The sequence below is a fragment of the Nocardia aobensis NBRC 100429 genome (genome assembly GCF_000308375.1).
GTDB classification, from domain to species: Bacteria; Actinomycetota; Actinomycetes; order Mycobacteriales; family Mycobacteriaceae; genus Nocardia; species Nocardia aobensis.
This window is the reverse complement of record NZ_BAFQ01000277.1, coordinates 1-26,002: the sequence shown is the minus strand read 5'-3', so window position 1 is coordinate 26,002 and position 26,002 is coordinate 1. Positions and strand designations below refer to the sequence as shown.

The 26,002-nt window shown below is 69.3% G+C and carries 24 protein-coding genes; 11 read left to right on the top strand and 13 right to left on the bottom strand.

Translation table 11 applies throughout. The features are described from left to right. Positions 1–312: 312 nt before the first annotated feature. Entirely contained in the window at positions 313–1,596 is a 1,284-nt protein-coding gene (gene tyrS / locus RJ03_RS29390) for a tyrosine--tRNA ligase (RefSeq protein ID WP_036508683.1), read from the bottom strand. A 211-nt stretch (positions 1,597–1,807) separates the two neighbouring features. Here tyrS and RJ03_RS29385 point away from each other — a divergent pair, with 211 nt between their 5' ends. Further along, on the top strand, positions 1,808–2,779 hold the full coding sequence (locus RJ03_RS29385) for an NAD(P)H-binding protein (RefSeq protein ID WP_083871408.1): 972 nt from the start codon (positions 1,808–1,810) through the stop codon (positions 2,777–2,779). A gap of 102 nt (positions 2,780–2,881) precedes the next feature. After that, positions 2,882–3,850, top strand: coding sequence for an AraC family transcriptional regulator (locus RJ03_RS29380; RefSeq protein WP_036508649.1), 969 nt, complete (start codon positions 2,882–2,884; stop codon positions 3,848–3,850). Between the two features lie 359 nt (positions 3,851–4,209). Here the strand turns inward: RJ03_RS29380 and RJ03_RS29370 are convergent, their stop codons facing one another. Together RJ03_RS29370 and RJ03_RS29365 are read right to left on the bottom strand one after the other, a co-directional pair. Beyond that, positions 4,210–4,611, bottom strand: coding sequence for a DoxX family protein (locus RJ03_RS29370; RefSeq protein ID WP_036508645.1), 402 nt, complete (start codon positions 4,609–4,611; stop codon positions 4,210–4,212). Between the two features lie 82 nt (positions 4,612–4,693). After that, on the bottom strand, positions 4,694–5,362 hold the full coding sequence (locus RJ03_RS29365; RefSeq protein WP_036508643.1) for a FadR/GntR family transcriptional regulator: 669 nt from the start codon (positions 5,360–5,362) through the stop codon (positions 4,694–4,696). A 214-nt stretch (positions 5,363–5,576) separates the two neighbouring features. On the opposite strand from RJ03_RS29365, the gene RJ03_RS29360 reads away from it, so the two are divergent. Beyond that, complete coding sequence (locus tag RJ03_RS29360) at positions 5,577–7,274, top strand: 2-isopropylmalate synthase (RefSeq protein ID WP_051025397.1); 1,698 nt, start codon at positions 5,577–5,579, stop codon at positions 7,272–7,274. 4 nt (positions 7,275–7,278) lie between these two features. On the opposite strand, the gene RJ03_RS29355 is transcribed toward RJ03_RS29360, so the two are convergent. The 4 genes from RJ03_RS29355 to RJ03_RS29340 form a co-directional block, all read right to left on the bottom strand. After that, positions 7,279–7,902 carry a DNA-3-methyladenine glycosylase gene (locus tag RJ03_RS29355; protein WP_036508640.1) on the bottom strand — a complete coding sequence of 208 codons (624 nt, stop codon included), beginning with the start codon at positions 7,900–7,902 and terminating at the stop codon, positions 7,279–7,281. A gap of 68 nt (positions 7,903–7,970) precedes the next feature. Continuing rightward, a complete protein-coding gene (locus RJ03_RS29350; RefSeq protein WP_245552418.1) occupies positions 7,971–8,291 on the bottom strand; it encodes a DUF3761 domain-containing protein in 321 nt (106 codons plus the stop codon). A 95-nt stretch (positions 8,292–8,386) separates the two neighbouring features. Beyond that, complete coding sequence (gene sigJ, locus RJ03_RS29345; RefSeq protein WP_051025396.1) at positions 8,387–9,325, bottom strand: RNA polymerase sigma factor SigJ; 939 nt, start codon at positions 9,323–9,325, stop codon at positions 8,387–8,389. A 45-nt stretch (positions 9,326–9,370) separates the two neighbouring features. Further along, complete coding sequence (locus tag RJ03_RS29340; protein WP_036508638.1) at positions 9,371–10,606, bottom strand: NAD(P)/FAD-dependent oxidoreductase; 1,236 nt, start codon at positions 10,604–10,606, stop codon at positions 9,371–9,373. A gap of 167 nt (positions 10,607–10,773) precedes the next feature. Here RJ03_RS29340 and RJ03_RS29335 point away from each other — a divergent pair, with 167 nt between their 5' ends. After that, a complete protein-coding gene (locus RJ03_RS29335; RefSeq protein ID WP_218001024.1) occupies positions 10,774–11,502 on the top strand; it encodes a DsbA family oxidoreductase in 729 nt (242 codons plus the stop codon). A gap of 27 nt (positions 11,503–11,529) precedes the next feature. Here RJ03_RS29335 and RJ03_RS29330 read toward each other — a convergent pair whose 3' ends face one another. From RJ03_RS29330 to RJ03_RS35290, 6 genes are read right to left on the bottom strand one after another with little or no spacing between them, the layout of a single operon-like run. Next, positions 11,530–13,743, bottom strand: coding sequence for an MMPL family transporter (locus RJ03_RS29330; RefSeq protein ID WP_036508636.1), 2,214 nt, complete (start codon positions 13,741–13,743; stop codon positions 11,530–11,532). 23 nt (positions 13,744–13,766) lie between these two features. Then, complete coding sequence (locus tag RJ03_RS29325; protein ID WP_051025395.1) at positions 13,767–14,459, bottom strand: O-methyltransferase; 693 nt, start codon at positions 14,457–14,459, stop codon at positions 13,767–13,769. Next, positions 14,456–15,244 carry an NAD(P)H-dependent oxidoreductase gene (locus RJ03_RS35295; RefSeq protein WP_051025394.1) on the bottom strand — a complete coding sequence of 263 codons (789 nt, stop codon included), beginning with the start codon at positions 15,242–15,244 and terminating at the stop codon, positions 14,456–14,458. Before RJ03_RS35295 ends, RJ03_RS29325 begins: the two co-directional genes overlap by 4 nt. A 9-nt stretch (positions 15,245–15,253) precedes the next feature. Beyond that, the gene (locus RJ03_RS29315; protein ID WP_036508663.1) at positions 15,254–15,781 is read right to left on the bottom strand and encodes a cupin domain-containing protein; all 528 of its coding nucleotides are present in this window, start codon (positions 15,779–15,781) and stop codon (positions 15,254–15,256) included. Beyond that, the gene (locus tag RJ03_RS29310) at positions 15,781–16,836 is read right to left on the bottom strand and encodes a type III polyketide synthase (RefSeq protein WP_036508633.1); all 1,056 of its coding nucleotides are present in this window, start codon (positions 16,834–16,836) and stop codon (positions 15,781–15,783) included. Before RJ03_RS29310 ends, RJ03_RS29315 begins: the two co-directional genes overlap by 1 nt. Before the next feature lie 39 nt (positions 16,837–16,875). Next, on the bottom strand, positions 16,876–17,718 hold the full coding sequence (locus RJ03_RS35290; protein WP_157163522.1) for a UbiA family prenyltransferase: 843 nt from the start codon (positions 17,716–17,718) through the stop codon (positions 16,876–16,878). A gap of 507 nt (positions 17,719–18,225) precedes the next feature. On the opposite strand from RJ03_RS35290, the gene RJ03_RS29300 reads away from it, so the two are divergent. From RJ03_RS29300 to RJ03_RS29270, 7 genes are all read left to right on the top strand, one after another. Continuing rightward, positions 18,226–19,413 carry an acyl-CoA dehydrogenase family protein gene (locus RJ03_RS29300; RefSeq protein ID WP_051025392.1) on the top strand — a complete coding sequence of 396 codons (1,188 nt, stop codon included), beginning with the start codon at positions 18,226–18,228 and terminating at the stop codon, positions 19,411–19,413. Beyond that, entirely contained in the window at positions 19,410–20,561 is a 1,152-nt protein-coding gene (locus RJ03_RS29295) for an SDR family oxidoreductase (protein ID WP_036508631.1), read from the top strand. The genes RJ03_RS29300 and RJ03_RS29295 overlap by 4 nt, the downstream gene beginning before the upstream one ends. Beyond that, on the top strand, positions 20,558–21,556 hold the full coding sequence (locus tag RJ03_RS35285; RefSeq protein WP_051025391.1) for an NAD-dependent epimerase/dehydratase family protein: 999 nt from the start codon (positions 20,558–20,560) through the stop codon (positions 21,554–21,556). Before RJ03_RS29295 ends, RJ03_RS35285 begins: the two co-directional genes overlap by 4 nt. Beyond that, a complete protein-coding gene (locus tag RJ03_RS29285) occupies positions 21,553–23,025 on the top strand; it encodes a PEP-utilizing enzyme (protein WP_036508629.1) in 1,473 nt (490 codons plus the stop codon). The genes RJ03_RS35285 and RJ03_RS29285 overlap by 4 nt, the downstream gene beginning before the upstream one ends. Further along, the gene (locus tag RJ03_RS35280; protein ID WP_157163521.1) at positions 23,015–23,326 is read left to right on the top strand and encodes an acyl carrier protein; all 312 of its coding nucleotides are present in this window, start codon (positions 23,015–23,017) and stop codon (positions 23,324–23,326) included. Before RJ03_RS29285 ends, RJ03_RS35280 begins: the two co-directional genes overlap by 11 nt. Continuing rightward, positions 23,323–25,044 (top strand): AMP-binding protein, encoded by a 1,722-nt coding sequence (locus RJ03_RS29275; protein ID WP_036508627.1) that lies wholly within the window; start codon positions 23,323–23,325, stop codon positions 25,042–25,044. The genes RJ03_RS35280 and RJ03_RS29275 overlap by 4 nt, the downstream gene beginning before the upstream one ends. Next, on the top strand, positions 25,025–26,002 hold a 978-nt coding region (locus RJ03_RS29270), incomplete at its 3' end, for a PEP/pyruvate-binding domain-containing protein (protein WP_036508625.1). The genes RJ03_RS29275 and RJ03_RS29270, both read left to right, overlap by 20 nt.

Below are 26,002 nucleotides of genomic sequence, written 5' to 3'. Positions count from 1 at the left end.
GGCGCACAAACAGTCCGGCCGGTTAACCGACCTTCTTGAGAGGCAACTTTTCCAGCCTAACCACCGAAGCTCGCGAAGTCAACTCACGATCTCTGGGTCCTACTGGCCGTCAGGCGCTCCTCGTCCGACCTCGTTGTCCCGGGCCTCTCGGCTCCGGGTCGGTGTCCGTGTCGCTCTGACCTGGAATAAGTTACGTGGCGGAGAACGGAACGTCAAATCGCCACGTCGGCTCGCATTTGCGCAGGTCACCGAGCCTCGAACCGGCGGGTGCCCGACCTGAATCACACGGATGTGACTCAGGTCATGGCCAGATCAGCTTCCGGCTCGGCGCGCGCCCGCGAAGTTCTTCTTGCCGCGCCGCAGCACCAGCCAGCGTCCGTGCAGGTAGTCGGTATCGGCGGGCACCCATTCCGGATCGGAGATGCGGGCGTTGTTCACCGAGGCGCCACCGTCGGCGACCGCCCGGCGAGCCGCACCGCGACTGTCGGACAATCCGGAGGCGACCAGCAGATCCACGATCGTCGATTCGGGACCGGCCTCCGCCACGGTGCCCTCACCGGCGGCTTCGGCCAGCGCGGAACCCAGCGTCGCTTCGTCCAGGTCGTGCAGATCGCCGCGGCCGAACAGCGCCTGGCTGGCCAGCTGCACCGCGCGGGTGTGTGCCTCGCCGTGCACGAGCGTGGTCATCTCGGCGGCGAGGCGGCGCTGCGCCTCCCGGGCGTGCGGACGCTCGGCGGTCGCGGTCTCGAGTTCGGCCAGTTCTTCGCGGTCGAGGAAGGTGAACCAGCGCAGGTAGCGGATCACGTCGGCGTCGCCGGTGTTCACGAAGTACTGGTACCAGGCGTACGGGCTGGTCATCTCGGGGTCGAGCCAGAGGCTGCCGCCGCCGGTCGACTTGCCGAATTTCTTACCGTCGGCGGAGGTGACCAGCGGGGTGGTGAGGGCGTGGACCTGTTCGCCGTCGAGGCGGCGGTTGAGTTCGACGCCGGCGATGATGTTGCCCCACTGATCGGAGCCGCCGACCTGCAGCCGGCAGCCGTGGGCGCGGCGCAACTGCACGAAGTCGTTGGCCTGCAACAGCATGTAGCTGAATTCGGTGTAGGAGATGCCGTCGCTGTCGAGGCGGCGCTTGACCGTCTCGCGCGCCAGCATCACGTTCACCGAGAAGTGCTTGCCGATATCGCGGAGGAAGTCGACGGCGCTGAGATTGCCGGTCCAGTCCATATTGTTGGCGATGATCGCGCCGGTCGGCGATTCGTCGAAGTCGACGAAGCGTTGCAGCTGGCCACGGATCCGGTCGGCCCACTCGGCGACGGTGTCGGTCGAGTTCATCACCCGCTCCCCCACGTCGCGAGGGTCACCGATCAGGCCGGTGGCGCCGCCGGCCAGGACGATCGGGCGATGTCCGGCCTGCTGGAACCGCTTGAGCGTGAGCAGGGGAACGAGGTGACCCGCGTGCAGACTCGCCGCCGTGGGGTCGAAACCCGCATACAGCGTGATCGGGCCCTTCGCCGTATCGGCCCGCAGGGCGTCCAGATCCGTGGACTGTGCGATCAGCCCACGCCAGGTCAGTTCGTCGATGATGTCGGCGCTCACGCCCTCCCATCTTTCCGCACCGGGCGCGATCGGCTGCGCTGGGTCGGCCATGTCCGGATGAGCGTGCTGTTCGCCGGCGGGCGAGCGGCGACCCCGCCGGCGCACGGCGATCCTCGAGAGGAACGCCCCGCGAGCCCGGCGTGGACGCGCGCGTATGTGTGCGAGCGTCCGGACCATGGCCGGTCGGCGCCGCTCCGGATGTACTTGACGCATGACCGAAAACACCATCATCCAGAGCGAAACCAACAGCACCGCAACGGTTTCCGAAACCGCCGAATCCGATCACCGGGCCACGGCAACGACCGCCTCTCGCGGCGTCGACCGTACCGATGCGGGCCCTGTCGTCGTCTTGGGTGGCACCGGGAAGACCGGCCGGCGGGTCGTGGCGCGCCTGGCCGAGCGCGGGATCGAGGTACGGCCGGCCTCCCGCTCGACGGCGATCCCCTTCGACTGGGCCGACCGGATGACTTGGGACGCGGCCCTGCGCGGCGCCCGATCCGTCTACGTCGTGTACCAGCCGGATCTCGCCGCGCCGGGCGCCGACAAGGCGGTCAGCGCACTGACCGAGGCGGCGCGGCGGGCCGGGGTGCGGCGGCTGGTTCTGCTGTCCGGCCGGGGCGAGCCCGAAGCGCAGCGCTGTGAGGAGATCGCTCTGCACAGCGGCCTGGCCACGACCGTCGTGCGGTGCAGCTGGTTCGCCCAGAATTTCAGCGAGGATTTTCTGGCCGAGGAGATCGCGGCGGGACAGGTGACACTGCCGGCCGACGCGGTCGCCGAGCCGTTCGTGGACGCCGAGGACATCGCCGATGTCGCCGTCGCCGCACTCACCGAGGACGGGCATGCCGGTGAGATATACGAGCTGACCGGGCCGCGGGCGCTGACCTTCGCCGAGGCCGTGGCCACGATCGCCGCCGCCACCGGTCGCGAGATCAGGTATCAGCCGGTGGGCCTGGACGAGTACGCCGCCGCGATGTCGGAGATGGGCTTGCCGCGCGAGGTCGTCGACTCGCTGACCTATCTGTTCGGCACCGTTCTGGACGGTCGCAATACGGCCGTCATCGACGGGGTCGAGCGCGCGCTGGGACGGGCGCCGCGATCGTTCGCCGACTATGCCCGGCGGACGGCGGCCGAGGGCGGTTGGCCGGTAGCGGGCGGCGAACCGTCCGATGCGCCGCGCGGGTGATCGGCCGTGCCGGTGATCGTGCGCGATTTCCCGGGGTGCCGCCGCCCCACCGGTGCTGGGAACCCGGTTGCCGCGCTCGCCGCCATGCGCGATCGTCGTGGGATGGATGCCCTCGCCGACCTGCTCGACGGCCCGCGCGCTCGCGGCGCGTTCGTGATGCGCTCGCTGCTCGACCCGCCGTGGTCGCTGCGGATCCAGGACCGGGCGCCGCTCACGGTGGTGGTGGTGACCCGCGGATATGCCTATCTCGTGCCCGACGGCGACGATCCGATCCGGCTCGACGAGGGCGCGGTCGCGATTCTGCGCGGTCCCGACCCGTACACGGTGGCCGACGAGCCCTCGACCCCGCCGCAGGCGATCGTGCACCCCGGGCAGACCACGACCACTCCGGACGGTGAATTGCTGTGTGAGACATGGGATCTCGGGGTGCGCAGCTGGGGGACGAATGCGGCCGGAACGACCGCGCTGCTGACCGGGACCTACGAGGTGGCCGGCACGGTGAGCGACCGTCTGTTGCGCGCCCTGCCGCCGCGGGCCGTACTCGACGGTCACGAGGTGGACGAACGTCTGCTCGGACTGTTGGTCGACGAGTCCGGCCGCGATGTTCCCGGGCAGGCGTCGGTTCTCGACCGGCTGCTGGATCTGCTGACCATCGCGGCACTGCGCACCTGGTTCGCGCGAGCCGAGGCGCCGCAGTGGTACAGCGCCTACGCCGATCCCGTGGTGGGACAGGCGTTGCGGCTGCTCGAGCACAACCCCGCCCACGATTGGACGGTCGCCGAACTGGCGGCGACCGTCGGCGCGTCCCGGGCGGCGCTGGCCCGGCGATTCACCGAACTCGTGGGGGACCCGCCGATCGCCTACCTCACCGAATGGCGGCTGGCGCGGGCGGCGGACCTGCTGCGCGGCACCGATGCGACCATCGAATCGATCGCGCGGCAGGTCGGTTACGGGACGGCGTTCAGTCTGAGTGCCGCGTTCAAACGGCGTTACGGGGTGAGCCCGGGTATGCATCGGCGCACCGACCCCGTGGCGGCAGAAGCGGAACGCGACGCCGGTGCGGGCGGCTGACCTAAGCTATGGCCGAAAGTTGTTGCGCGGCAATATCGGAGCGCCGCTCGGGGACCACAGCTGTGGTCGATTCCCGGGGCGCCTCGCGATGATGCTGCCCGCGTCGGCGGTCGCCGGCAGGCCGGTGAAGACAAACCGCCGCACTACGATCCGCTGCCACTGGCCGAACCGGTCGCCCGCAACGCTGGCCGAAGTCGCTGCGACGCAGACCGCCCTCGTCGGCGAGGGCGCCGACGAGCCGGGGCGATGAGACCACCCGGGGGCGCACCGGCACAGATCCACGGGCGCGGCATTTCGACCCACATGTCGATGGGCCCGCTCCGGTTCTTCCCGGCGCGGGCCCATCGGCGGTCGCGACTTCAGTGTGCGGGACGGCGTTCGTAGGCGATCCAGGCGAAGACGGCCACCAGGACCAGCGGGAAGATCGCGCCCGCCGGAGCGTCCAAAACGAAGGCCTGGGTGGCGGCGGCGCAGACCATGGTGATCGACAGTCCGGCGGCGGCGAGCCAGGACAGGCGCGGCACCAACAGCCCGATTCCGCCCGAAATCTCCACCAGGCCGGTGAAATAGCGGAACCAGTCGCCCCAGCCGATGTCGTGGAAGATGCGGACGGCATCGGATTGGCCGACCATCTTCGGCAGTCCCGAGGCGATGACGAAGAACAGGCCCAGCACGATCTGCAGGGTCCACAGCACGCGGTTGCGGATCGTGCCGGGACGGGGGGTGGTGACGGACGGGGCGGAGGCGGTGATGGCGGTCATGATTCGGTGTCCTTCCGGATGCTCGATATCTGTTCGAGCGCGCTCACCACAGAAGACGGGGCACCCCGGATGAATTCATCGGTCAGGAGAACGCGGATTTCAAGGCGCTCAGATGCACCCGGCTCGCCGTGGCCGCCGTGTCGGCCGACCGATCGCGGATCGCGTCGAACAACACCTCGTGGGCGTGATGGTCCGCGCCCGGATCGGCCATCGGCCGCATCCGCAGCATCTCGGTCATCGCGCGGTGCACGCGCGGGACGAAGGCGTCGAACAACTGCAACAGCACCTCATTGTGCGCCGCCGCGATCACGGTGCGGTGAAAGGCGGTATCGGCGTCGACAAGATGTTCCACCGACTCGTCGGATCCGGCGCGCACCGACAGCGCCTTACGCATGATTCGCAGGTCGGCAGGGGTGCGCCGCTGCGCCGCCAGAGCCGCGGCCTCGGCCTCGATGGCGATGCGTGCCTCGATGACGGCGGCGATGTCGGCCCGGCGCAACACCTCGTCCCAGTCCTCGGCCACCTCCAGCGCGGTGACGAAAACGCCTGCCCCCTGGCGGCTTTCGAGCACGCCCTGACCGGACAGTTCCCGGATCGCCTCGCGCAGCGTGGAACGTCCGACGCCCAGCTGGGCCGCGAGGGTCGTCTCGCCCGGCAGTTTGTGCCCGAGTTGCCATTCACCCGCGCGGATCCGGTCGAGCAGGAGCTGGGCGGCCTGGGCCGCGAGCGGTTGCCTCTGCACGGTCGCCATCGACCCTCACCTCTCTACTTGTCTGAGGAGTTGTTACTCGCTATGGTAGCCGATATGGGACAGGGACTGCTTCTGCTCGGCCGCCGCGGCGGGGTCTGAACGACCGGCACCCTGCCCGCGGGTTGCTGGGCTGCGCCGGTCGACATCTCCGACGCAGAAAGCCGATACCGTGCCCGACCACACTTCCCGCTGGAATCGCCAGCGCCCCTCCGTCATGCCCTCGCATCGCTATCACGATGTGTACCACCGGGTTTCGGTGCCACAGACCGAGCGCAGCTGGCCCTCGAAACGCCTCGAATCCGCCCCGCTGTGGGTGCCGGTCGACCTGCGCGACGGCAATCAGGCCCTGGCCGAACCGATGGACCCGGAGCGCAAGCGCCGGTTCTTCGAGATGCTGGTCGCGATCGGCTACAAGGAGATCGAGGTCGGCTACCCGAGCGCCTCGCAGACCGATTTCGACTTCGTCCGCCTGATCCGCGACGCCGAGCCGGCGCCCGCCGACGTCACCCTGGTCGTATTCACCCCGGCGCGTGCCGATCTCATCGCGCGAACCCTGGAATCGGTGGAGGGGATCACCAACGACGTGGTGATCCACATGTACACCGCGACCGCGCCGCTGTGGCGCGAGGTCGTGCTGGGCCGCTCCCGGGCCGACGTGGCGGAGATGATCGTCGCGGGTGGACGCGAGATCGCGCGACTGGCCGGCGACCGGCCGAATCTGCGATTCCAGTTCTCCCCCGAGGTTTTCATGCTGACCGAACCGGATTTCGTGCTGGAGGTGTGCGATGCGATGACGGACCTGTGGGACGCCTGCCCCCAGCGCCCGGTCGTGCTGAATCTGCCGGCGACGGTAGAAGTCGCCACGCCCAATGTCTACGCCGACCAGATCGAATACATGGACCGCAATCTGAGCCGCCGCGACGGAGTGATCCTGTCGGTCCATCCGCACAACGACCGCGGCACCGGCATCGCCTGTGCGGAACTGGCGATGCTGGCCGGAGCCCAGCGCGTGGAGGGCTGCGTCTTCGGCAACGGTGAGCGCACCGGCAACGTCGACATCGCGACACTCGCCTTGAATCTGCATGCCCAAGGCGTGGATCCGATGATCGACTTCTCCGATATCGACGGGATTCGCCGGACCGTCGAGTACTGCACGCGAATGCCCATTCCGGAGCGGCACCCCTACGTCGGCGATCTGGTGTACACCGCGTTCTCCGGGACGCACCAGGACGCGATCAAGAAGGGGTTCGCCGACCATCGCCGGCGGGCCGAGCTGGCGGGGGTGCCGGAATCCGAGATCGAGTGGCAGGTGCCGTATCTGCCGATCGATCCGGCGGATGTCGGACGCAGTTACGAGGCGGTGATCCGGGTGAATTCACAGTCCGGCAAGGGCGGTATCGCCTACCTGCTGCAGACCGGCTACGGAGTGGAGCTGCCGCGACGGCTGCAGATCGACTTCGCCCGGCACGTGCAGCGCCATACCGACGACACCGGCGCCGAGGTGAGTGCGCGGTGGTTGTGGGATCTGCTGCAGCAGGTCTACGGTCCGACCGGCGACGGTATCGACTGTGCCGCGGGCCGGATTCGGTGGCGGTACAACGAATCCGGCGACGTCGTGTTCACCGCGCCGGAGGACGGCACCGACGTCGAGACGACCTCGGCGGCCGCCGATGCCGCGAACGAGCTCACGAAACTGGTTGCCGTCCACGGCATCTCGATCGAGTCGCTGCAGTCGGCCCACCACCGGTTGCCCGCCGGCGCGGCCGCGGAATTCGTGGTCTACGGCGAGTTCCGCATCGGCGGCGACACTCACTGGGCGCTCGGCGTCGCCGATACCGTCGCGGCGGCCGAGCTGGCGGCGACGGTCGCGGCGGCGCAGCGCGCACAGGTCCCGGCCGATGTGACGAGTTGAGCGCTCAGGCCGACCGCCCCACCTCGGGGGCGCGTGGACTGCGGCGGTAAGCCGAGACCGCCGGAGAGTCGCGCAACCACAGTCGCCACGGGCGGTCGGCGGCCAGGCTCACGCCGACCCGGGGGCCCACCCCGATCGCGGCGGAGTCGGTGATCTCGGGCCCCAACTCCACTCGGATCGGCGCCGCCGGGTCGAACAGCGCGGTGCCGTAGTCGGAGAGGGTGATTCCGAGGGCACTGCCGAAGTTCCCGGGTCCGCGCGCCAGATCGGCTTCGGTGCGGGCCGCGCGACGCCGGGAGCGGACGACTTCGTGGCCCTCGATCACCTCACCGGCCCGCAGCAGCACGGCACTGGCGACTCCGTCGGGGCCGCTGGTGACGTTCACGCAGGTGTGCATGCCGTAACTGAAGTAGACGTAGAGCATGCCGGGCGGGCCGAACATGACGGCATTGCGCGGGGTGCGGCCGCGGCCGGAGTGGGCCGCCGGGTCGTGCCAGGGTCCGGCCGGGTCACCGCCGTACGCCTCGACCTCCACGATGCGCACGGCGACCGGGCCGGACCGCATCGTCGCGCCCAGCAGGCGACGGGCGGCGGCCAGCGGTTCCACGGCGAGTTCCTCGGCAGACACGGGTTCTCATTCTTACTCGAGCACCCGTGGTGACCGGCGCCACGCCCGCCGTGGACCGTCCGGCTCGGTCAGAGCCAGCGCTCGACACCGCCGTGATGGGAGCAGGTGCCGCTGCGGTGGCGGCTGTAGCTGTAGGTGCCGTCGCCGCACTGCGCGGTCGCGCCGTCGGGATCCGAGCCGGGACGCGGGACGCAGGCGTGGTCGACGTTCTCGTAATCGCCTGCGGGGCAGGAGACGAAGGCCGGGGCGGCGGTCGCGGTAGTGGTGGCGGCGGGGGCGAAGACGACGGCGAAGCCGACACCGGCGGCGAGCAGCCAGCCGGTCAGGGTGGTTCGACGGGCGGGAATCCTGGCGCCGGATCGACGGGTGCGGCTCGCTACGCTGTGCACTTGTGAAACTCCTACCATTCTGATCTACGCCGGAACTGTCCCGGCGGATGACAAAAATAGCGCATCCCGTAGCCGCACAGGACATTTCGGTCGAATCAGAGGTGTCGGATCTCCTGCGGCGGGCGCAGGCCGGCGAGTTTGTCGGGATTCACCTGGAAGCGCAGATTCTGCACGCGGCCGTCGAGAATGTCGAAGGTGAGTGCGCCGACCGGGAATCCGCCGATCTCGCCGACCACGCTGAGTTCGCCGTTCAGCACCGCGGCCCGCATCCGGATACCGGTCAGGACGGGTTTGGCCAGCACACCGAGCAGCCAGCGGGCGACGTGGTCGGGGCCGTGCAGCGGGCGCCGCGCCGCGGTGACCTTGCCGCCGCCGTCGTTCCAGAGGGTGACGTCGGGAGCGAGCAGTTGCATCAGCGCGTTGACGTCGCCCCCGTTGGCGGCCGCCAGGAACTGCTCGGTGATCTCCTGCCGCGCAACGGGATCGGTGTCGTAGCGGGGCCGGCGCGCCTGCACGTGATTGCGGGCGCGATGCGAGATCTGCCGGACGGTCGGCTCGGGCCGATCGAGGAAGCCGGCGATCTCGGCGGGTGAGAAGCCGAAAACGTCGCGCAGCACGAACACCGCACGCTCGACCGGGCCCAGCGTCTCCAGCACGACCAGCATGGCCGTGGACACCGTGTCGACGATCTCGACGCGCTCGGTGGCATCGGGTTCGCTGAGCAGCGGTTCGGGCAGCCACGGGCCGACGTAGGTTTCGCGCACCGCGCGGGCGCTGGTCAGCCGGTTCAACGACAGGTTCGTCACCGTCCGCACCAGATACGCCTTGGGGTGGCGGACCCGGTCCCGGTCGGCCTCGTGCCATTTCAACCAGGCGTCCTGCAGCACGTCCTCGGCGTCGGCCACACTGCCGAGCAGTTGATACGCGGTGGCGAACAGCAGCCGGCGATGCGTGTCGAACGCATCGCCGGGGTCCGCCGGCGGGTCCGCGGGCCGGGCGGTCGCCGCACCGGCGTCCTCGGCGTCACCGTCCATGCGCTCATCCTCTCCCGCTCGGTCGAGCACCCGCAATATCGCGCCTCAGGCCGCGACGCGGCCGGCCGCGCGCGTCGCGCGTCCACCGCGTGACAGCGTGACCGAGACATTCGCGCGCCGGCTCAGCCGGAACGTCGGGACGGGGCTGCCGCTGACGAATTCCTTGTACCGCACCGCGGCGCGGCCGGTCAGATATCCGCGCCGAGGGCTGTCGTCGGCGTGGGTGAATCCGATGACGGCATCCCGGCGGCCGAGGCTGACGGGCTGATGGAAGTAGCCGAATCGGAACGGCCGCACCGGCTTTCCGCGCAGGCGCCGCGCGATGGTGTCGGCGGCGTAGGCCGCGGTCGGCATCCCGCTCTGGCAGGTGCCGTGCATGCGGCCCCACGGCTGGGTGATCGCGGCGGCGTCGCCGATCGCGTAGATATCGGGATGCGACACCGACCGCAACGTCGCGTCGGTGACGATGGCCCCCGCCGCGTCCGTGGTGATGCCGGCCTCGGCGGCCAGGGCGGGCACGCGGACTCCGGCGGTCCACAGCGTGAGCCCGGCGGGCACCATCACGCCGCTGTCGAGGCGCACCGCGTCCGGCAGCACCTTGGTCACGCGAGTTCCGCTGCGGCGCACGATGTTCAGGCGATCCATGGCGCGCTCGACATAGGCCCGCGGGCGCTCCCCCAGCATGGCGGCGGGTTCTCCGGTGCTGATCAGGGTGACGGTGAGGCCGGGATGGGATTCGGCGATTTCGGTGGCGGCTTCGACGCCGGTGAGACCGCCACCGCAGACCGCGACCGCTCCCCCGCTCGCCTCGAGTTCGGCGAGGCGCTGCGACATCCGATGTGCCGCGCGCGGATCGTCGAGGGTCCGGGCATGCTCGGCCGCACCCGGCACGGTGGTGGTGTCGGCTCGGCTACCGAGGGCGTAGACCAGGGTGTCGTAGCCGAGTTCGGCACCGTCGTCGCAGATCACGCGGTGCGCGGCCGGGTCGATCGCGGTGGCGGCGGCGCGACGGAAGGTCACGCCGGTGCCGGCCAGCAGTTCCGGAATGCGGTGGTCGGCGAGCTCGGTGCCGGCCGCGACCTGATGCATGCGCAGCCGCTCGGTGAACCGCTCCGACGGATTGACGAGGGTGATGCGCACCGGCTGCTTACGGGTGCGGCGCGCGAGCCGGATGGCCGCCAGCATTCCGGTGTAACCGGCGCCGAGAACGACGATGTCGTGCGGCCGTCCGGCGTCCGGCTCACGCGGTGTCCCGTGGTTGCTGCGCTGGGTCTCGCTCATGGTCTTGTCCTTTCGCGGCGGGTCGACTGTGCGATTCGGTGATGGGACAAGTCGGCCGCCGCATTCGTGACACCACCCGATGTGATGCCAGTCACATCGCGGGGAACAGGCTGGGCAGGCGCTCGGTTGACATGTCAGGACTTTTCGAAGACGCGAATGAGGTGACCATGGCCGTGCAGGTCGAGATCTGGACCGATATCAACTGCCCGTTCTGCTATCTGGGCAAGCGGCGCTTCGAGCAGGCGCTGGCCGGCTTCGAGCACCGCGATCAGGTGCGGGTCGTGCACCGGTCCTTCGAGCTGGACCCGACGCTGCCGGCCGGGCACAGCGGTCCGGTGGTCGCCCATATCGCCGAGAAGTACGGCATCAGCGAGGCCCAGGCCGCCGCCAACGAACGCGGCATCGCCGCCCAAGCGCAGGCCGTGGGCCTGCCGTATCGCACCGAGGGACGCGACTTCGGCAACAGCTTCGATATGCATCGGCTGCTGCACTTCGCACTGGATCGGGGACGGCAGGAAGACGTGCTCGACGCGCTGTACGAGGGCAATTTCGCCGACGAGCGGCCGGTGTTCGGGGATCGGGAACGGTTGATCGAGCTGGCGGCGCGAGCGGGCCTGGATCCGGTCGAGGTGCGCGCCACCCTCGACGATCCGCAGGCCTACGCCGACGCCGTGCGCGCCGACGAGAACACCGCCGCGCAGCTCGGCGCGCGGGGTGTGCCCTTCTTCGTCTTCGACCGCACCTACGGCGTCTCCGGCGCCCAGCCGCCCGAGGTGTTCAGCCAGGCCTTGGAGCGCGCGTGGGCCGATCACGCTCCCGCGCTGCAGGTCCTCGGCGACGGTGACGCCTGTGGTCCGGACGGTTGCGCCGTCCCCGCCGCGGACGACCGAGGCTGATCGCGGTGCTGCGACGCGGGGCGCGACCTATCCCGAAACGGGTTCCGCGTCGCGCAACCCGACCCTGGCGTGCACCCAGCGCAGCGGCCGCGGCGCCCACCAGTTCCAGCGCCCCGTCAGGCGCATCAGCGACGGAACGAGCAGACAGCGAACCACGGTGGCGTCGACGAGCACGGTGAGCGCCAGCCCCAGCCCCAGCAACTGGATGAACGCCAGGCGGGAGAAGACGAGCGCGCCCAGGACTATCGCCATCAGCGCGGCCGCGGCGGTGACGATACGACCGGTCCGGGCCACGCCGAGCGCCACCGACCGGGTGTTGTCGCCGCATCGCAGCCACTCCTCACGGATCCGCGAGAGCAGGAAGATCTCGTAGTCCATCGACATGCCGAATGCCAGGCAGAACATCATGATCGGGACGTTGGCCACCAGATAGCCGGTCGGCGTGAAACCGAGCACGCCGGCCAGATGCCCGTCCTGGAATATCCACACCATCGCCCCGAACGCGGCGGTGAGCGACAGCACGTTCATCAGCAGCGCCTTCACCGGGAGCACCACGCTTCCGGTGAACAGGAACAGCACCGAGAACATCGCGACCACGATCCACACCGCGGCGACGGGCAGGCGCGCACCGATCGAATCGAGCGCGTCCCGGTTCTCGGCCGCGGCGCCCCCGAACAGCGGTGGCGCCGGGGCCGCGATCGCGCGCAGCCGGTCGAGCTGCCGGGCGCCGGCCACCGAATACGGGTCCAGGTCCGTGCCGACGAGGAGCACCTCTCCGGCGGTGCCGCTCATCCCCGGCGGCGCCGACGCCATCCGGGCTCCGCCGACGTAGGTACCGGAGCCGGAGACAACCGCCGAGACGTCGGGCACCCGCGACAGTTCGGCGGCGTAGGGGCCGGGGTCGCCGTGATGGCCGGGCAGGACGACGGTGACCGAATCGGTGGGATTGCGCGCGAACTCCGAACGCAGGATGTCGCCGACCGTCCTGCTGTCGGCCACCCCGGCGCGAATCGCCCGATCATCGGGAGTGCCGAACTTGATCGCGAGAAACGGCGCGCCCAGCAGCAGCAGTAGCGCGGTGACGATCACCGCGACGGGCAGTGCGCGGCGCATCACGCCGGTGACCATGCGGTACCAGACACCGTCCTCCAGCGGCACCGTCCGCCGCGGCGGCAGCCGGAGCAGACGCCGCAGCGGCGTGCGGAGGTCGAGGGCGTTCACCCGGTCGCCGAGCAGCACCAGGCACGCCGGCAGGACGAGCACCGACGCGAGCGCGGCCACCGCGACCACGACCAGTCCGCTGTAGGCGAACGAGCGCAGGAAGAACATCGGGAAAACCAGCAGCGCCGACAGCGAAAGAATCACCACCAGAGCGGAATACAGCACCGCGCGACCGGCGGTGCAGACCGCGCGGATCACCGCCTCCTCCCGGTCCGCCCCGCGGTCGAGTTCCTCCCGGTAACGCGAGACGACGAACAGGCTGTAGTCGATGGCGAGTGCCAGACTCAACGCCGTGGTCGTATTCAGCGCGAACACCGACACATCGGTGAACTCGGTCAGCAGCCGGAGCACGGCCAGGGTGGTGACGATCGACACCAGCCCGATGACCACCGGCAGCAACGCCGCGATCAGACTCCCGAAGACCAGGATCAACACGATCGCCGATATCGGGATGGCGACGGCCTCGGCCGAGGCCAGGTCTCGCACGCTGACGGCGCTCAGGTCGCGCAGGGTCGCCGCGAAGCCGCCGAGGTGAATCGTCACCCCCGCCGGTGCCGGCAGCGCGCGGGCGATCTCGTCGGCGGCCTTCTGCTGGGCCGTGTCGTCACCGGCGATGCGGGCCACGACCAGGGCGGTCCGGCCGTCCGAACTGCGCAGTGCCGCACGCAGATCCGGCGGCGCGGTCCAATACGACTGCACCGCCGTGATGTCGGACCGTCGCTGCAACCACGCGGTCACGTCCACGCCCGCCTGCCGGGCCGGTGGGCTCTCCACGCCGCCGTCGGCGCCGACGGTCAGGACGAGATTCGGTGCCACGCCGCCGAATTCGGCGTCCACCAGTTCGCTCACCCGCGTCGACTCCGCGTCCGGCGGTGCGAAGCCACCGGCCTCGAGCCGGTCGACGACCGAACTGCCGGCCGCCGCCGCGATCAGCACCACCAGCAGCGCGACGCCGAGGATCACCTTCGGGTGGAACGCGGCGACCCGCGCGACGCGCTCGAGTACGGAGGTCTTCTTCATCGTTCCTCTCCGGTGGCCGGGCGCTACCGCACCCGCACGATCACATCGATTCCGTCGTCGAGGGGCAGGGTTGTCCGTAGATAGGTCTGCGAGCGTTCCGCTATGTAGCGGTGGAAGTCGTCGAGCAGGTCGGCATGTCTGGAGACATTGTCCGAGACGATGATCGATCCCAGCGTCAATTTCGGCTCCATCGCTCGAAATACGGGCAGATGCAGGGGCAGCCACCCGTCGAGCAGCAGCAGTCCGACGGGGCCGGACACGGTCGGCAACGTCTCGAGCGCATCGCCGACCAGCACGCGCACCCGATCGCCCACACCCGCCTCGGCGAGGTTGGCGGTGGCGACCGCGGCCTTGTGCGCACTCAGTTCGGTGCCGATCACCTGCGCGCCCGTGCGTTGTGCGGCGGCGGCCAGATACAGCGTCGACATGCCGTGCGAGGTGCCGTATTCGACGATCGTAGCGGCACCGGAGCCCACCGCCAGCTGAAACAGCAGGCGGCCCACCGAACGGGCGACCGGCAACATGGCCGCCTCACCAGTGGCGGTCATCGCCCGCAGGGTCTCGGCATCCGGTGTCGCGCCGAGTTCGCGCAAGCGCACCGACACCGCGCCGATCACGTCGCCGTCGGCGTGGGCCGCCACTTCCAGTCGCTCGACGACACCGCGCACCCGGTCGTCGAGAAAGTCGAGACCACTGTCGGTTCCGATGTCGATCATGATTCTCCACTTCGATGTCCGTTGCTCGAAAGGACCGGGCCGCTTGCCATTTCGGCGCTGATCCACTCCTGCGCCTCGCGTGCGGAGATGCCGGCGTTGTGCAGCCGCTCCGCGACCACGCCGGGCGGCGCGCCCCGGCTCAGCGCCTCGCGCACCATCGGGGCGAAGCGCGCCCGTTCGACGACGGCCCGGTGGGCCGCGACGAAGTCGGCGCCGGCGCGCGCGGTCCCCGCGCTGAGGGCGTTGCCGAACTGTTCGAGTGCCAGCGCGACCAGCGCTCGCACGGCGGGATCCGTGAGGGCCACCGACCCGTCGGCACCGGGTCGCAGCAGGCTCGGCGCCGAGGCCAGCACGATTTCCGGTTGGTACAGCACGGTGTTGCCCAGATACGACAGCACCCGGTTCAGGTCGGCCAGCCCGCGCGCGCCGTTGCTGCGCGAGAGCGTCACCACCACGGGCACGATCACCTTCCCGCGCAGGGCGCCGCCGCCGTGCGGGCGCGACAGCCAGTCGAGGGCGTTCTTCAGCACACCCGGAACGGACTGGTTGTATTCCGGGGAGGCGACGATCACCCCGTCGGACGCGGCCACCGCGGCGCGCAACGCCCGTACGCCCGGCGGCGGCGCCGCGGTATCGATGTCCTCGTTGTACAGCGGCACCTCGCCGAGCCCGTCGAATACGTGGTAGCCGCATTCGAACGGCAGCAGGTGCGGTACCGCCTCGAGGAACATCCGGTTGTAGGACTGCCGCCGCAGCGAGCCGGCGAGTCCGAGCACGCTCGTCATCGCTGCGGCTCACTCACCTGGCGGCTGGTAGCGCAACTCGCTGATCTGCTCGATGTCGTATTTCCGGCGCAGTGCCGCCACGGCGGCCGGATCCACCGCGGCGCCGGTGCGGAAGATCTCGATGAGTCCTTCGAAATAGTGTTCGTGGTCCGGCGGCGGCGAGGCCTGGAAGAACATCTTCGCCGGCGCGTCGGAGGCGTTGCGGAACGCGTGCGGGCATCCGGGCGGCACGAACACCACGCTGCCGGGCCCGGCGGTGATGACGGTGCGGCCCGCCTCGGAGCGCCACTGCGACCAATGCCCTTCCCACGAAACCGGTTCGAAGGCAAGAAATTCCAGCTCGCCCTCGACGAGGTAGAACAGCTCCTCGGAATGGTGATGCAGATGCGCCCCGACGTCGAAGCCCGGTGGGACCAGCACCTCGAAACTGGACGCGGCGGTGGAGTGCTCGCCGGTGACCTTGAAAACCACTTCGTGTGCGGCGCTGACGAGTCGTTTGCCCTCGCCCGGCGCTACGTAGAGTCCGTGAATCGACATCAGCTGTACCACTCTCCCAGTGAGATCTCGGCGGTGATTCCCGGACCGAACCCGGCGATGATGCCGCGTCCGATCTTCGGATTGTCGGTGTCTTCGAAGAGTCGCCGGGTCGCGTCGAGCACCACGGCGCTGGCGATATTGCCGTGCCGGGTCAGCGTCTCGCGGCTGTAGCGGAACTGGTTCGGCGCCACATCGAGGAATTTCGACAGGTCGTCGAGGATGCGCGGCCCACCGGCATGGATGATGTAGAAGTCGAGGACCCCGGCATCCCAGCCCTCCTGTTCGGAGACCGCGCGCAGCACCGGCGCCAGCGGTTCCATCGTTCCCGGGACCCGCTTGTCCAGCTGGAAGTGGAAGCCGGTCGCCCGCACCGCGTAGGAGATCCAGTCGATGGTGCCGGGAATCAGGTAGGACGCGTTGCGCCGCAATTCGATTCCGGCTCTGCCCGCGGCGGCGGCATCGGAGACCACCACGGCCGCGACCGCATCGCCGAACAGGCCGTTGGACAGCAGGGTGCCGACGGAGACGTCACTGGGCTGGTAGCACAGCGAGCAGAATTCGCACGACACCACGAGGACGTTCGCGCCGGGGTGGGCCCGGCAGTAGTCCAGTGCGCGGGCGATGGCGGCACCGCCTGCGGCACAACCGAGTTGAGCGATCGGAAGCTGTGCCGTGGAGTATCGGAAGCCGAGTTCGTTGATCATCCACGCGGTCAGCGACGGCATCATGAAGCCGGTGCACGAGACGTAGATGATGGCGTCGATATCCGCCGCGGCCTTGCCGGCGTTGGCCAGCGCCTCTTCGACGACCACCGGCACGTAGCGTTTCGCCTCCACCTCGTGCAGTTGATTGCGTTCCTCGAAACCGGGGTGCCGCAACGCACGATCCAGGGGCTGCACGATGTTGCGGGTCTCGACGCCGGTGTTGCGGATCAACCGCAGCGCCAGCTCCAGGTCCGCGTGGCCCGCGTGCAGCCGGCGCGCGACGTCCAAGGTCTGTTCGAGGGTGACCACCTCGTCCGGGAAGGCCACCGCGGGTTTGTACAGGATCGCCATTCGCCGATCTCCTAACTCGTAATTCGATGAGAGCGGCGCCTAGCGGGCCGCGAAGGCGAAGGCGGCGACGACGACTGTCGTCCACCCGACCAGAAGGGTGTGCAGCGGAGCGAGTTTCGAGCAGGCGCGCAGCACGGCCACTCCCTCGTCGACCGGCTTCCCGCGCACCGCCCGTGCGGTCCGGGCCATGAACCGCACCGCGAACAGGCAGGCCGCCAGATACGGCACCAACCCCCAGACCGGGCCGGCCAGCACCACGATCGACGCGGTGACGACGATCGCTCCGAGCGACAGCATCGCCACCCCGAGCCCGAGCGCGCGGGTCAGTCCGAGCGTCCGGACGTAGGTCATCACCGAATACAGTTCGTCCTCGGGGAAGTCCTCGGCGTGGCTGATGACGATGATGCCGATATTGGTGAGGCTGAAGCCGCAGATCGCGGCGATCGCCGCCCACGACAGCGGCCCCTCGAACGCGCGCAGCACGAACAACCCCGGCAGGACGAAGTACACGGCGTGCAGTACCGGCAGCTGCCAGATGCCGCGGCCGTTGAGGTGCAGCGGCGGCAGCGAGTAGCCCATGCCCAGCACCGCCCACAGACCGCCGATGAGCAGCAGGTCCAGATGCCCGGTGCGGTAGGCCAGCCAGCCCTCCGCGACTCCCACGATCAGCATGGCGACCACGATCTGGCGGATCACCCGGCCGACGCCCAGGCCGTAGACGGCACGGGACAGCCTGGTCTTGTAGATCGCGTCCATCCGGCGGTCGGCGAGGCAGTTGGCCATATTGCCGATCTGAATGGAGACCACCACGACGATGGTCGCTAGCAGCATGTCGAGTGACAGCAATTCGCGCATCGTCCGAGCCATGAGAAGAGCCGGCACCAAAGGAACCGTCACCGTCAACGGTAGAAATTCAACGCGTCGAATAATGAGGCTGTAACGCAGCCAGGACTGCACCGAGAGTTTCTCGGGCGGTGCCGAACCATCGGCGGTGAATATCTCCGACCATTGCGCAGCGAGGCTGACTCGATTATCCGTCATTGTGCATTTCTCCCCTATAGCAAGATATTGTCAGGCGGTCGCAAGCCTCGGATAGTTCATCCAAAATCGCTGTTGGACAGGCAGTTTCGAGACGATCTACGGGAGGGGCGGCGGCGACGAAGCCGACTCGTTGCGCACGACGGTGGCGCTCGGACAAGATTGGCACAGCACTCTCGCAAAAGTCAACGGATCCAATTGTTGACGGTTTCGAGGGAAATGTGTCACGCTGACTTCGCACTGTTCATGTGTGAATTCGACTCCCCATCCGCCGATACCGGAAAGGCTGCGCAGCCGCGGCCTCGAGGTGTGGGAAAAATTCGGCATTCGATCCGGAGGGAACGGATATCAATGACCCTCGAAACAGCACTACCCACGGCCGGCGATCTGGGCCGGATCGTGCAGGACGCCCTGGACTCGGTACAGGCCGACCCCACCCTCGTCCGGTTTCCGCGACAGCTGCTGGAATCCCTCGGCAAGGCCGGGGTACTGCGCAGCCGCTGGTCGGCGGCCGCGGCACCCGGCACCGACGCCGGCGACGTGGTCTTCGGCGTGCGCCTGGGCGCGGAGCTGTCGAGCCGGGCGCCGGCCGGAGTCGCCATCGGCGTATCCCTGCACACCGAAACCGTGCTCTCGCTGCTCCACCGCTTCGGCCACTCGGATTACCTTGTGGCACTGCGTGAACAGGCGCTGGACGGCACCGCGGTCGGCTGCATCGCCGCCAGCGAACCCACCGGCGGCAGCGACCTCTCGGCCGTCACCTGCCTGGCGACCCCGACCGAGCACGGCTGGTCGGTCACCGGTCGCAAGAAGTTCGTATCCCTGGGCGCGGTCGCGGATTTCGCCGTCGTGCTGTGCCGGATCGCGGCGGCCGACGGCCGGCCCACCGATCGCCACGCGACGATCGTGGTGCCGATGACCTCGGCCCGGATCCTTCGCGAGCACGACAAACTGGGCACCCACGCGCTCGATACCGTGGCCGTGGAATTCGACGGCGTCGAGGTGGATCGGCAGGCGACGCTGGGCCGGGCCGGTCTGGGCGTGCTCAATCTGAACTACGGATTGTCCTTCGAGCGGCTGGCGATCGCGGCCCAGGTCGCCGGCGGATGCGCGACGGCGATCAGCCTGGCGGTCGAACATGCCGGGCGCCGTACGCAATTCGGCAAGCGGCTGCGCGAGCATCAGTACATCGCCTTCCGGCTGGCCGAGCTGTCGGCCGAGGTCGAGGTGCTCTCGGGCGCGGTCGACACCCTCGCCCGCGACCTCATGGCCGGACCGCTCGACCGCACGCTGATCAGCCGGATCGCCGCGGTCAAACTGTGCGCGGCGCGGGCCGGTGAACGCTTGATCAGCGAAGCGATGCAGGTGTTCGGCGGCCCGGGCTACCTCCCGCGGGAAACGCCGTTCGGCCAGTTCTGGAACGACATCCGCGTGGCACGCATCGGCGCGGGAACCGACGAAATGATGCTGGCGATCATCACCGACTCCCTGCACGGCAATCCCGACCTCTACGACCGGCTGGTGAGCATCTCCTCATGACCCTCGCGACATCCGACACCACACCCGTCCGCCACCGCACCGCGCCGCGCCTGCTGATCGCCGGTATGACCGGACAGGTCGGGCGGGGCCTGGCCGAGGCACTGACCGACAACCCCGACCCCGCCGGCACGACGGCCGTCGTGCGCCGCCGTACGCGGGCCGACCTCGACCGCGCCGCCGTGCCGCAGAGCCAGGTGATCGGCGACGTGGCCGAAAACCTGTGGGGCCTGGACTGTTCGGCGTTGCCCGAGGCCGACGTCGTGGTCGACCTCGCCGGCATCGTCGACTGGACGGCCGGGCAGGCGGCGCTGGACCGGATCAACTACCTCGGTGCGCTCAACGGTCTCGCGCTGGCCCGCGAGCTGAGCGATCGACTCGGCCGTGTCGTTCCGTACCTGTACGTGAGCACCGCGTACGTGGCAGGCACCGCCTCCGGCAATATCGCCGAGGATCTGCACCCCGCGCATCCGGACCGCACGCCCTACGAACTGAGCAAATGGTTCGCCGAACAGCATCTGATCCGCCGCGCCGCCGCCGACGGTCACCCGGTGCTGATCGCCCGCATCGGCGGCGTGATCGGCAGCTCCCGCACCCGATCGACCACGCGGTGGAGTTCGCTGTATCAACTCGTCACGCCGATGTCGTCGGGGCAGCTGCCGGTCCTGCCGGTGCGGCCGGAGGCCCGCGTGGACATCCTGCCGCGCGACGTGATCGGTGAGGGCCTGGTGCGGTTGCTCGCCCACGGCGCCGCCACCGATTACGCGTCGTGGCGCGGCGGGGCGATCGTCCACCTGGTCGCCGGTGAGACCGCGCCGACACTGGCGGCACTGCTGACGGTGTTGCAGTCCAAGGACATCACCGGTCGCTACGACCCGCCGCGACTGCTCGTCACTCCCGACCGCGCGCTGCGGCTGGCGGAGAACCTGGCGTTGAAATACGCCCGCTGGAATCGGGAGATGGGCAATCGACTGTTCGGGCTCCGGTACGTCGCCATCGACCGGATCTTCGAACGCACCCGGTTGCGGGCCCTGACCGACGGCTGGGCGCCCACCTACTCGGTGGAGGACCTCATCGACGTGGCCTTCGACCTCGCCCCGCCGGTGGCCCCCGAGCCGCTTCCCGAACTCCCGCTGGGACGATTCGCATGAAAATACTCGTCGCCGGCGCCTCCGGCTATCTGGGAAGTACCGTCTCGAGGCTGCTCGACGCCGACGGCCACGAGGTCGTCGCACTGAGCCGCAGCGGCCGGACCCGCTACGGAACCGGCATCGCGGGCGATGTGAACTCGCCCGGATTCGGCTCGACCGACGAGGCCCTCGACGCCTTGACCGACATCGACGCGGTGGTCTGCGCATTCGGTTCGGTGGATATGGGTTCGGATCCGACGGGCGTGGTGAACCTGCACGTCAACGGCACGCGAAACGTCCTCGATCTCGCCGCGTCCATCGGATCGGTCCGCCGCGTCGTGTACGTCTCGTCGATCCTCGCGCTCGGCCGCGCCGCCGGTCCGATCACCAATCGCGATCTCAGTCGTGGTCAAACCTTCCGCAACTGGTACGAATACGCCAAATACCGCGGGGAGCTGATCGCGCGCCGCGAACGCCGCGTCCCGTTGACCGTGCTCCGGCTGGGCACGCTGCTCGGGCCCGCCCCCGCCGAACTGATCCCCCGCCACGGTGGGCCGGTGTCGGTCCTTCCGCATCTGCTCAGCGGGTTACCGGTGACGCTGCACGACTGCGGCCGATATCCGGTCTACGCGGCCGACGTCGAGGTGGCCGCGCGAGTGGTGCGAGATATCACCGTCAGTGACGAACACCGCGGTGGCTGTACCTATTTCGATCCGGAGCGGCCGACGCTGGCCGACGTCCTCGAGCGCCTGTGCCGCCCGTGGCAGGTGGTACCGAAGATCGTCGACGCCACCGGACCCGCGTGGACGCGCCGCCTGCTGACCCGCCGCTTCGGGCTCGAGGAGGACGTCGTCGACTACGCCCGCCCGCTGTTCGATTTCGATCCGGGCATCTTCGACACCCTCCCGACCCCGGACATCGGGTCGGCGAGCGACTACATCGCCGAAACCGGAGTGGCACTGCGCAATTCGAGCCTGCCGAGCCGCAGCCTCGACGCCCTGGGAGCAGCACAATGAGCATTTCACACTGTCGTGTCGACACCTATCCCCATCCGGAGCTGCGGGTGTACTCGGCCGGGAATTTCGGGGAGATCGCACCGCAACGGCTGTCACCGATGTCCTGGTCGCTGGTCGGCAGGCCGATGGAATGGGGCACCCGGCGGTTCGTCCGCGACATCCTCGGCCCGCAGCGCTGGGCGACCGGCTCGGACTACGTATTCACCGGCTACTTCAATTGCCGTCCGTACCACAACCTCACGGCCTACTGCCGCATCGCCGACCAGGTGAATCTGCTGACCCCCGAGGACGTCACCGCCGCGTACTTCGAGGGCATCGATCCGCCCCGGCCCAGCTCCGGCCGCCGGCCGGGTCGCCTGCGCCGCAACGGCGCCACCGCGCGGATGCTGCGCGAGCTGGTCGAACTGCGGCCGCGCGTGATCGAACTGGAACAGGCGGTGTTCGACTTCGAACAGGACGTCGACGCCGTCCTCGCCGCCGAAGCCGTCTGGCGCCTGGGCGAACTGGCGGCCCGCGGCGACGCACTGCTGGAGCGGGCCTGGCATCTGCACATCATCAGCACATCGGGGGCGGTCGCGGCGGAGGTGTTGCAGCGCACCGTGGTCGGCCGGCTCGCACGCGGCGGCAACCTGATCACCAACTGGCTCAAGGAACCCGCCGAATTGCCGTGGGGCCGCATCGGTCAGCTGGCACCCCTCGCCGACGGGCCCGCACGCTTCGTCCAGCACCCGTTCTACGAGATCGCCGACACCGACCTGCCTTGGTCCGACTATGTGATCCCACCCATGAACCACACCCCGGCCGCCACCCGGGAGGAGTCCGATCTGTCGCCGCGGGAGGCGCTGATCGGCATGTCCGGCGCGGCGCGCGGCCGGGCCATCGACGCCTCGGTGCTGTTCCTCGGCGACGTGATGGCCCTGCGGGAGCACAGTAAATCGCTGGCGATGCGGTTGCTGCACGCCCACCGGCGGTTCGTGCCCGTGATCGCCGCCCATCGGGGTGTGGCCGCCGCGGACTGGCCGTACCTCGCGATGCGCGAACTGCGCGACGCCCTCCCGGACCGCGCGGAGCTGGAGCGGCGCCGCACCGCCTGTGAGGACGCCCTCGCGGTGGCGATGCCGGATTATCTGGATCTGTCGCCGGGCGCGCCCGCACACCATCAGCCGCACCGCACCCCGCACGGGGCCGCGGCGGGCGTCTGCGACGGGATCGCCATCGGGCTCGGAGACATGCCCACCGAACGGGGGGCGGTGCTGGCCTGCGAGAGCGCCGACGCCAACGTCATTCCGATCCTGCCGTTCGTCGGCGCGGTGGTGACCGCCCGCGGCAGTCAGTACTCACACATCGCGATCATCTGCCGGGAACTCGGGATCCCGGCCGTGGTGTCGCATCCGTTGGCCACCGAAATCAAACCGGGACAGCGGGTGTACGTGAACGGAGATACGGGAGAGGTGCGAATTGTCCACTGATAACCAGACTTTCGATCCGGTGGCCGATCCGGAGGCGGTGCTGACGGTCCTCGAGGACAAGATCGCGGTCGGCCGGCCCCGGCTGGACCTGCGCCTGACCGATTCGGTCCGCGACGACATCGACCTCGACTCGCTGTCGCTGATGGAGGCGCTGACCCGGGTCGAGGAGGAGTACGGCATCGAACTCATCGACCACGAGGACATCTACGGCGTCGAGACCGTCGGCGACCTGGTCGCGCTGATCCAGCGCACCTATCACGATCGGTACCCGAACGACCCCGCGTCCCGGGAGGCGCGGTGAGATCACTCGTCGACTGGATCACCGAACGCGACAACGACGGCACGGTCCGCTTCTACACCGGACACGAGTGGGAGAGCCTGGGCTACGACTCGATGGCCACCGAGGCCCTGAATGTGGCGGCCGCGCTGCGCGAACGCGGAATCGGGCGCGGCGACCGGGTGGCGCTGGTCCTGCCGACCTGCCCCGAATTTCCCCGATACTTCTTCGGCGTCATGGCAATCGGCGCGATACCCACCGTCGTCGCCCCGATCGGGCTGCCCGAGGGTGGCCGGGCCGGGCACCTGTCGCGGTTGCGCGCACTGGCCCCGGCGGCCGTGGTCGCCGGGCCGGAGACGCTCGCCGGCCTGACCGAGGCCGGAGCGGACCGACCCCGCCATCTCATCGATGCCGGGGAGCCGGTACCGGTGGCCGACAGGGTCGCCCTGTGCCCGGCCACCGACGACGAGACCGCGATCATCCAATTCACCTCGGGTTCCAGCAGTCTGCCGCGAGCGGTCCGGATCAGCGCACGCGCCGCCATCGCCCACGTGGAAATGCTGAAATCGGTATTCCACGACAGCACAGGGCATTCCACCCAGACCTTCGGATCCTGGCTGCCGTTGCATCACGACATGGGGCTGATCGGCACCTTCCTGTCACCGATCCTCTACTCCCAGGACGCGTGGCTGATGCGCCCGGAGCATTTCGTCCGGCGCCCGCTGACCTGGCTCGAACTGTTCGGCCGCCACGGGGCGAACCATTCCGCCATACCGAATTTCGCGATCGAACGCATCGTGCGGCTGGTGGGGCCCAAGGCCCTGGCCGGCATGGACTTCTCCGAGTGGCGGTCGCTGATCGTGGGCTCGGATCGCATCAATTTCGCCGCGCTGCGCGGCTTCTACGAGCTGCTGGCGCCGTTCGGGCTGCCCGCCCGGACCGTCAAACCGGGATACGGGATGGCGGAGACCACGCTCGCGGTGTCGGTCTGCCCGCTGCCGGACGTGCCGACCGCGCTGGACATCGATCACCGGACCCTGTCCGATCAGGCCCAGGTCGAGGTGCTCGGGCAGCGGGACCTGCTCGATGCCGAGCCGGTGCCCGACGGCGCGACCTGCATCGTGTCGTGCGGGCGGGCCCTGCCGGGTGCGCACATCGAGGTCGTCGACTCCGATCGTGTCGTGCTGCCCGACGGCCAGGTCGGCGAGATCACCGTGGCCTCACCGGCATTGTTCAGCGGCTATCTCGACGAGGACGACACCGTGCCCGTGGTGCATTACACCGGCGATCTGGGCTTCCGCTATCAGGACGAGGTCTACGTACTGGGCCGGATGGGCAACGCGATCAAGGTGAACGGCACCTTCATCACCGCCGAGGACGTCGAACTCGCTCTCGCCGAACGGCTTCGGGTCCATCACGACAAGATCACCGTGGTGCTGCGTGATCTCGAGATGGCGGGTAAACCCTCGAGCCTGGTGGTCTTCCAGCAGCGGGTGCCCGCCGAGGCCGTCGAGACGACGCTGTCGGTACTGCGGCGGTCGGGGCTCGACGCGGCCACCGCGGCCCTGGTCACCATGGCGCCCTTGGCGATTCCGAGGACCACGAGCGGAAAACCGCGGCGCGTCGAGCTGTGGAACGATCTGGCGACCGGAATCAGCGCGGCCCGTCACCTGTTCGTCGGCGCCGCCTCGCCCCTGCTGCGCCTCACCCTGGGAGCCGGTCATGAGCCACCCGGGCATTGAGCGTTTCGAGACCCCGCAGATCTCGCGAGCCCTGTTCGGCGGCAAAGGATTCTTCCTCACCAAGTTGGCCGAGATGAATTATCCGGTACCGCCTTTCCGGATCCTGCCGGGTGAACGCCTGCGGCAGACCGGCGGCCCGCTCGACGAGATCGCGCAACTGGTCCGGGAATTGCGGAAGGAAGCGGCCGCGACCATGGCGGCCGACCGCGCCACCGTGGCCTTCGCCGTGCGATCGAGCGCGCCGGTGAGTATGCCCGGCATGATGGACACCCTGCTGTGTATCGGTCTGACACCGGAGAACGTGCCGGCCCTGGCCGAACGGCTCGGCGGGCAGGAATCCGCTTGGCGCGCAGTGGCTTCCGGTGCGCGTGCGCTGTGCGTGCACGTCGCGGGCGTGCCGGAGGCGGAACTGCCCACCGGAGCGCCCGAGCGGATCCATCCCGAGCTGATCGACATCTACGAACAGCGCACCGGGGCGCGATTCCCGGTCGAGCCCGCGGCGCAGGTGAAGGCGGCCGTGGATGCGGTGGCCGCCTCGTGGAACAACCGCCGGGCACGGGAATACCGTGCCGCACACGGTATTTCGGAATCCGACCGGCCGTCCGTGGTCGTGCAGGCGATGGCGTACGGGACCGCGGCCACCGCCAGCGGCAGCGGTGTCGTCTTCAGCCACGATCCCCTCACGGGGATGCGCGGACTGCACGGCGAATATCTGCCCGCGGCAACGGGGGAATCCCTGGTCGGCGGCACCGCGACACCGGCGAACATCGAGGTGCTCGCCGATTCCGCGCCGGGCGCCTACGGTGAACTCGCCGCCACGGTGGACGAACTGTTCTGCTGGTTGACGGTGATCGTCGAGGTCGAATTCGTCGTCGAATCCGGGAAGCTGTGGCTGGTGCAGGTGCGCCCGGCGGTGGCCGCCGAGCGGGTCCACAACACGGTCACCGTCGACGCGTGG